Origin of the sequence: Mesorhizobium sp. M7A.F.Ca.ET.027.02.1.1, from assembly GCF_004022985.1 — a bacterium.
In the GTDB taxonomy this organism is placed as follows: domain Bacteria; phylum Pseudomonadota; class Alphaproteobacteria; order Rhizobiales; family Rhizobiaceae; genus Mesorhizobium.
The window spans coordinates 1-6,655 of the sequence record NZ_RZOL01000348.1 but is presented as its reverse complement, the minus strand read 5'-3'; the positions used below and the strand labels follow the sequence as shown (position 1 = coordinate 6,655).

Below are 6,655 nucleotides of genomic sequence, written 5' to 3'. Positions count from 1 at the left end.
AGGCGTTGATCAAGTGATCGTGAAGACATTAGCCGCATGAGCGAAACCATACAGGCACAGGAAGGGATCGGCACGGCGGCTGGCGCCTCGGTGGACGCCGCCGTGCCGATCCCTTCCTGTGCCTGTATGGTTTCGCTCATGCGGCTAATGTCTTCACGATCACTTGATCAACGCAGATTAGGCGATTACGGCTTTTTTGCCAATTTCATCCTTGGTCGCAAACATAAACCGGCCTGAACGGAGCCGGATTGCGCCCGACGACTCCGGATTGACTTCCAAAAGCCTTCTTTCTATAAGCCCGCACACGCTCGGGCCATTCGTCCCGGCGCGGTTTCGATCGCGCCAAAGCCGGCCCGGCAAAGCTCCTGTTACACAGTGACAGAATCAAGAAGGGCCGCACCCCGCGGTATTAAAACAAATGAAGCGTACCTACCAACCGTCTAAACTCGTCCGCAAACGTCGGCACGGCTTTCGTGCCCGCATGGCCACCAAGGGTGGTCGCGGCGTCGTCGCAGCTCGCCGCAACCGCGGTCGCAAGCGGCTCAGCGCCTGAACGGAAGACGAGATCGTTGCCCGCAACCGGCAAGCCAGTGGGACCAAATCCCAAGCGGCTTCTGAAGCGCGCGGAATTCCTGGCCGTCCGTCGTGGTGAAAAGCGACGCGGGCGGCTTTTTCTCGTTGAAGTTCTCGACCGCGGCGACGGCCTGTCGCCGCGCGTCGGCTACACCGTCACCAAGAAGGTCGGCAATGCGGTTGTCCGCAACCGTGTCCGGCGGCGGTTGCGAGAAGCCGTCCGCACGCATGCGGCAAGTGACATGGCGCCTGGCAATGACTATGTCATCGTCGGGCGCGAAGACGTGCTTACCACTCCGTTCGGCCAGTTGAAGGCCGAACTTTCCCGCCGACTGCGCGGAACACGATAGGCCAAGGGCTTTCGATGGAAAACAACCGGAACTTCTTCATCACCATCGCGCTGTCGGTGCTGATCCTGGCGGTATGGCAATATTTTTACGTGTTGCCGCGCAGCGAAGCGCAACGCGAGGCCGCCCGCGTCGAACAGCAGCGCGTCGAGGAGCAGAAGAAGGCCGCCGGCACCAATCCCGGTACCGACACCGGAACGCCCGCCGCCCCTGGCGCCATTCCCAACGCACCGGGAACAGACGCCGTGACGCCGGCCGGCCGCGAACAGGCACTCGCCACGACGACCCGCGCCAGGATCGACACGCCGAGCCTCGAGGGTTCGATCAACCTGACCGGCGCCCGTCTCGACGACCTCAAGCTCAAGCACTACACCGAGACGGTCGACAAGAATTCGCCCGAGATCAGCCTGCTCAACCCGGCGGCACTGCCCAATGGCTACTATGCCGAGATCGGCTTCGTCGGCAACGACAAGACTGGCGCGGTGCCCGGTCCCGAGACTGTGTGGGCCGTCGACGGCAATGCGACGCTGACGCCGACGACCCCGGTCACGCTGACCTATTCGAACGACAAGGGCCTTACCTTCAAGCGCACCTTTTCCGTCGACACCAACTACATGTTCACGGTGTCCGACACAGTGCAGAATGCGGGCACGGCCGCCGTATCGCTGTCCAATTACGGCCGCGTCACCCGCTTCGACAAGCCGCTCGTTGCCAGCACCTATGTGCTGCATGAGGGCCTGATCGGTTTCACCGGCACCGAAGGCCTGCAGGAGCACAAATACGCGTCCATCGAGAAGGACAAGCAGTTCACGCCGGGCAAGTCGACCGACGGATGGCTCGGCATCACCGACAAATACTGGGCGGTGACGCTGGTGCCGACCGAGAAGCAGCCGTTCCAGCCGCGCTACGCCTATTTCGAGGACGGCCGCCATCGCTATCAGTCCGATTTCCTCACCGATCCGATCACCGTCGATGCCGGTCAGTCGGCGACGGTGGAGAGCGAAATCTTCGCCGGCGCCAAGGAAGTCGGCAAGATCAACGCCTATGCGGAAGATCGTCATATCAAGCGGTTCGATCTGCTGATCGACTGGGGCTGGTTCCACTTCATCACCAAGCCGATGTTCTGGCTGATCGACACGCTCTACAAATTCTTCGGCAATTTCGGCCTGGCCATCCTCGCCACCACCGTCATCGTCAAGGCCATCTTCTATCCGCTCGCCAACAAGTCCTACGCGTCGATGGCGAACATGAAGAAGGTGCAGCCGAAAATGCTCGAGATCCGCGAGAAATACGCGGACGACAAGATGAAGCAGCAGCAGGCGATGATGGAGCTGTACAAGACCGAGAAGATCAACCCGCTTGCCGGCTGCTGGCCGGTGGCGCTGCAGATCCCGGTCTTCTTCTCGCTCTACAAGGTGCTCTACATCACCATCGAGATGCGGCACGCGCCGTTCTTCGGCTGGATCCAGGATCTGGCCGCGCCCGATCCGACGTCGCTGTTCAACCTGTTCGGCCTGATCCCGGTCACCCTGCCGCACATGCTGATGATCGGCGTCTGGCCGCTGATCATGGGCGTCACCATGTTCCTGCAGATGCGCATGAACCCGACGCCGCCGGATCCGACGCAGGCGGCGATCTTCACCTGGATGCCTGTCATCTTCACCTTCATGATGGCGGGTTTCCCGGCCGGCCTGGTCATCTACTGGGCCTGGAACAACACGCTGTCGATCCTCCAGCAGGGCATCATCATGAAGCGCCAGGGCGCCAAGATCGAGCTGTGGGACAATCTGGTCGCGCTGTTCCGAAAGAAACCGTCGCCGGCCGAATAGAAGACGCAGCGCTTTCTCCAGCCTTCAAAGCCCCGCCTCGCGCGGGGCTTTTCGTTTAAGCAGCTCCGGCATCACGTTCCCGTGATCGGCGAAACTTGCGCCCCGTCGGCGGCGTGACTGCCTGTGCGTTTCCAAAGGCTATCAATTCCGATCAGCCCTCACCCGGAGGAAGACCACATGCGTTTGCCGTCATTCAGGACCATCGCCCTTTCCGCGTTCGTCGCCGGCGTGGCGATTGCCGCGCCCGCCTATGCCAAAAACCCGAATGTCGGCGGCGCGCCGATGTACACCACCAAGAACATCGTCGAGAACGCCGTCAATTCGAAGGACCACACGACGCTGGTCGCCGCGGTCAAGGCCGCCGGCCTGGTCGACACGCTGCAGGGCGCTGGCCCGTTCACAGTCTTCGCCCCGACTAACGCGGCGTTTGCGAAACTGCCCAAGGGCACCGTCGACACGCTGCTGAAGCCGGAGAACAAGGGCAAGCTCACCAAGGTGCTGACCGCGCATGTCGTGGCAGGCAAGATTTCGGGCGCCGAAATGATGAAGAAGGCCAAAGCGATGGGCGGCAAGTACGAGATGAAAACCGTCTCCGGTGACACGCTGACCGCTGAAGTCAAGAAGGGCAAGCTCTACATCATGGATGAGTCAGGCGGCGAGGCGCGAGTGACGATCGCCGACGTCAACCAGTCGAACGGCGTCATCCATGTCGTCAACAAGGTGCTGTTGCCGAAGTAACGGCTTTCGGCAAAGGGGATCAAGGCAGGTCCGTCGGGGCTTTCTCGGGCCTGCCATCCCCACCTCATGACGAGGTGCCATGTTTCTTGGGAAGTCGTATCGGCATCGGCCGGGGTCCTGTCCCTCACAGGACCCCGGTTTCTTTTGGTTCATGGACCGAAGACCGTAGAGAACAAATACCTGAACGGAGCGGGTAGCCGAGATGCCGGCTAGCCGTAAGCTGGCACGGACCGCCGCGCACCGGAATGTGGCGTCGCGATGCGACTGCCAACGCGGTTGAGGGGTAGAGAGACAACGCTCACCTAGCGCCCGCAGATGTGACATACTGACTGCATATCGATTTCGTAGCCTTGTTAGGAACACGACGTGGATTGGTTTACCCAACGCAAGCCTTTCCCAAATGCCGCAAAGTCAGCTTTCGGAGTTGGAGCGCTTGGCGATATAGCTGCTGAGGAATTGACTCCCATCGTCGACGACACTTACCGAACAACCTCGAGGCATCTCACATCTGATGGGATCAGCATCTACATTCCCTATCGGTTGCATTTTCTGCCGACCGTAGCTGTCGATTTCGCTAGCTTTTCGCCGGGGTCGCAGTGCTTGCTGACACGTTCGACAGACGGTTATCTGAGGCAAAAATCAGCCAAAATTATCCTTCCGCTGAACGAGCCTTGGACGATTCCATTCATCGTTCTTCTCTTAGGCGAGTACGTCGTCGAAATTCTCGACGATATCCATTTGGCGATGCCGTATTTCGATCAGACAGCTTACGCCAGTTTCGTCCGGCAGAACCGGCAGGTAATGCGTGCAATACGCGCTAAGGCGACAAGCTATTGGAATGCCTACTACCGCCAAAGTTATCCCGGCAGGAAATCGTATCCGGCGATTGCCGTCCTCAATCAGCTGGATACTTGGGCAACCTAGCATCACGTGCAACGGGACAGCCGACGACGTCGCCATACGTTGTATTTCCGTTTTGTCGACAGTGACGCATTCGAAACTTGCTTCAACAAAAGGCCCTCGACCAAAACATCACTCCATCACGGCGCTGTGGTCGATCTTGGCCGGAGTGGCCGGCTTGCGCAGCAACAGAACCAGCGGAATGGCGGCAAGCGACAGGATCATCATCAGCTTGAAGTCGTTCATATAACTGATGATTGTCGCCTGCAGCGTCACCACGCCGTCGAGCGCGGCGCGGCCCGCGGCGCTGTAGGGATCCATCGCCTGGAAGATGGCCGGATTGCTGAAAGCCTGGTTGTAGGGCGTCACATAGGTGGCGATGTTGGCGTGGTTGATCTGCACGTTCTCCGTCAACAGCGCGGTGACGACGGATATGCCGACGCTGGAGCCGATGTTCCGCGACAGATTGTAAAGGCCTGTGCCTTCCGCGCGCCGCTCCGGCGCCAGCGTGGCGAAGGTGATGGTGGTCAGCGGCACGAACAGGAAGCCCAGTCCCGCGCCCTGGATGAAGCCGGTGCTGATGATCGTCCATTGCGATACATCAGGGGTCCAGCCGGTCATGTCGTACATCGCCCAGGCGGTGACCAGCAGGCCGGTCAACAGCAGCCAGCGCGTGTCCACCTTGCCGATCAGCCTGCCGACCAGGAACATGCAAGCCATGGTGCCGAGACCGCGCGGCCCCATGACGATGCCGGCCGTCACCACCGGATAGCCCATCAGCGTCTGCAGATACGGCGTCATCAGGGCCAGCGAGGCCAGATAGGTGATGCCGATGATGAAGATGAAGATCATGCCGACGGCGAAATTCCTGTCGAGGAACAGCCGCGGGTTCACGAAGGTGTTTTTGGCGGTGAAGGTGTGGACGAGGAAGATGTAGAAGGCCGACGCGCAGATCAGCGCCTCGACGATGATCTCGGACGACGAGAACCAGTTGAGCTGCTCGCCGCGATCGAGGAACATCTGCAGCGATGCGATGGTGACGCTGAGCATGCCGAAGCCCAGCCAGTCCAGCCTGGCCTTGAGGTCCGTCTTGGTTTCCTGGACGAACATCGAGACGCCGGCGAAAGCCAGGGCCCCGATCGGGACATTGATGTAGAACACCCAACGCCAGCTGACGTTTTCGGTGAGCCAGCCGCCGATGACCGGCCCGAGCACCGGCCCGACCATCACCGAAACGCCGAACAACGCCATCGCCGAGCCGCGCTCCTCGACGCTGTAGATGTCGAGCAGGATGCTCTGCGCCAGCGGCACCAGGGCCGCGCCGAACAGACCTTGCAGCAGGCGGAAGCCGACGATCTGCGGCAGCGACTGCGCGAAGCCGCACAGCACCGACGCGACGACGAAGCCGGTGATGGATATCAAAAGGATGCGCTTGCGGCCGAAACGATTGGCAAGATAGCCCGAAGGCGGAGTCATGACGGCCGCCGCGACGATATAGGACGTCAGCACCCAGTTTATCTGGTCGGCGCTCGCCGAAACGCTGCCCTGGATATAGGGCAGCGCCACATTGGCGATGGTCGTGTCCAGCGCCTGCATGATCACGGCCAGGATCACGCAGGCGGTGATGGCGCCGCGGTTGGCGACCACGCCACCTGTCGCGGACGCGCTGCTCATGACTTTTGTCCGAACCGGCCGAGGAGGTCCGTCACGAAGTCCGGCAAGCCGCGCGCATGACCGGTGTCGATGCCGACCACGACGCTCATCCCGCCACGCAACGGCGGCTTGCCCTGGAGATCGTCGACCGTCACGCGCATCGGAATGCGTTGCACGACCTTGACCCAGTTGCCGGTGGTGTTCTGCGCCGGAAGCAAGGAGAAGCTCGACGACGACGCCGGGCTGATCGAGGCGACCGTGCCGTGCCAGACGGTGCCGGGATAGCTGTCGACGCTGATCGTCGCCGTCTGTCCCGGCCGCACATAAGTCAGTTCGGTTTCCTTCGGCTCCGCCGCGATCCACAGATCGGTCGCCGAAATCAGGCTGAAGGCCGGCTGCGAAGCCGGCAGGTACTTGCCGACCTGAAGCGCGTCGACATTGGTGACTATGCCGTCGAACGGCGCCTTGACGATGGAATCGGCAAGATTGCGCTGGGCGTCGTCCACCGCCGACTGCGCCTGGAGGTAGAACGGATTCTTCTCCACCGGCTGGCTGGCGTCGCCGCCAAGCTGGGCAAGCGTCGCCTGTGCCTGCGCCTGGGCAACGGACACTTTC

The 6,655-nt window shown here is 61.1% G+C and carries 8 protein-coding genes; 6 read left to right on the top strand and 2 right to left on the bottom strand.

The annotated features are described in order from the left end of the window. Positions 1–36 precede the first annotated feature (36 nt). The 6 genes from EN749_RS37860 to EN749_RS27750 all read left to right on the top strand — a co-directional run bounded on the left by EN749_RS37860 (position 37) and on the right by EN749_RS27750 (position 4,411). Positions 37–237 (top strand): hypothetical protein, encoded by a 201-nt coding sequence (locus tag EN749_RS37860; RefSeq protein ID WP_189367739.1) that lies wholly within the window; start codon positions 37–39, stop codon positions 235–237. A 181-nt stretch (positions 238–418) separates the two neighbouring features. Further along, positions 419–553 (top strand): 50S ribosomal protein L34, encoded by a 135-nt coding sequence (gene rpmH / locus EN749_RS27770; protein ID WP_008833937.1) that lies wholly within the window; start codon positions 419–421, stop codon positions 551–553. Between the two features lie 16 nt (positions 554–569). After that, the gene (gene rnpA / locus EN749_RS27765; RefSeq protein WP_027040126.1) at positions 570–923 is read left to right on the top strand and encodes a ribonuclease P protein component; all 354 of its coding nucleotides are present in this window, start codon (positions 570–572) and stop codon (positions 921–923) included. Positions 924–937: 14 nt separating this feature from the next. After that, the gene (gene yidC / locus EN749_RS27760; RefSeq protein WP_127294616.1) at positions 938–2,749 is read left to right on the top strand and encodes a membrane protein insertase YidC; all 1,812 of its coding nucleotides are present in this window, start codon (positions 938–940) and stop codon (positions 2,747–2,749) included. A 177-nt stretch (positions 2,750–2,926) separates the two neighbouring features. Then, a complete protein-coding gene (locus EN749_RS27755) occupies positions 2,927–3,487 on the top strand; it encodes a fasciclin domain-containing protein (RefSeq protein ID WP_127271417.1) in 561 nt (186 codons plus the stop codon). A 366-nt stretch (positions 3,488–3,853) separates the two neighbouring features. Further along, entirely contained in the window at positions 3,854–4,411 is a 558-nt protein-coding gene (locus EN749_RS27750) for a hypothetical protein (protein WP_127271419.1), read from the top strand. A gap of 108 nt (positions 4,412–4,519) precedes the next feature. On the opposite strand, the gene EN749_RS27745 is transcribed toward EN749_RS27750, so the two are convergent. Further along, positions 4,520–6,061: a DHA2 family efflux MFS transporter permease subunit gene (locus EN749_RS27745; protein ID WP_127808381.1), complete on the bottom strand. Its 1,542-nt coding sequence runs from the start codon at positions 6,059–6,061 to the stop codon at positions 4,520–4,522. Continuing rightward, positions 6,058–6,655, bottom strand: a 598-nt coding sequence (locus EN749_RS27740) for an efflux RND transporter periplasmic adaptor subunit (RefSeq protein ID WP_145991026.1), incomplete at its 5' end; no start/stop codon positions are given. The genes EN749_RS27745 and EN749_RS27740, both read right to left, overlap by 4 nt.

Bases quoted from the DNA above. Each gene is read 5' to 3' on its own strand.
- EN749_RS37860 (WP_189367739.1), top strand. From the start codon at position 37: ATGAGCGAAACCATACAGGCACAGGAAGGGATCGGCACGGCGGCTGGC.
- rpmH (WP_008833937.1), top strand. From the start codon at position 419: ATGAAGCGTACCTACCAACCGTCTAAACTCGTCCGCAAACGTCGGCAC.
- yidC (WP_127294616.1), top strand. From the start codon at position 938: ATGGAAAACAACCGGAACTTCTTCATCACCATCGCGCTGTCGGTGCTG.
- EN749_RS27755 (WP_127271417.1), top strand. From the start codon at position 2,927: ATGCGTTTGCCGTCATTCAGGACCATCGCCCTTTCCGCGTTCGTCGCC.
- EN749_RS27745 (WP_127808381.1), bottom strand. From the start codon at position 6,061: ATGAGCAGCGCGTCCGCGACAGGTGGCGTGGTCGCCAACCGCGGCGCC.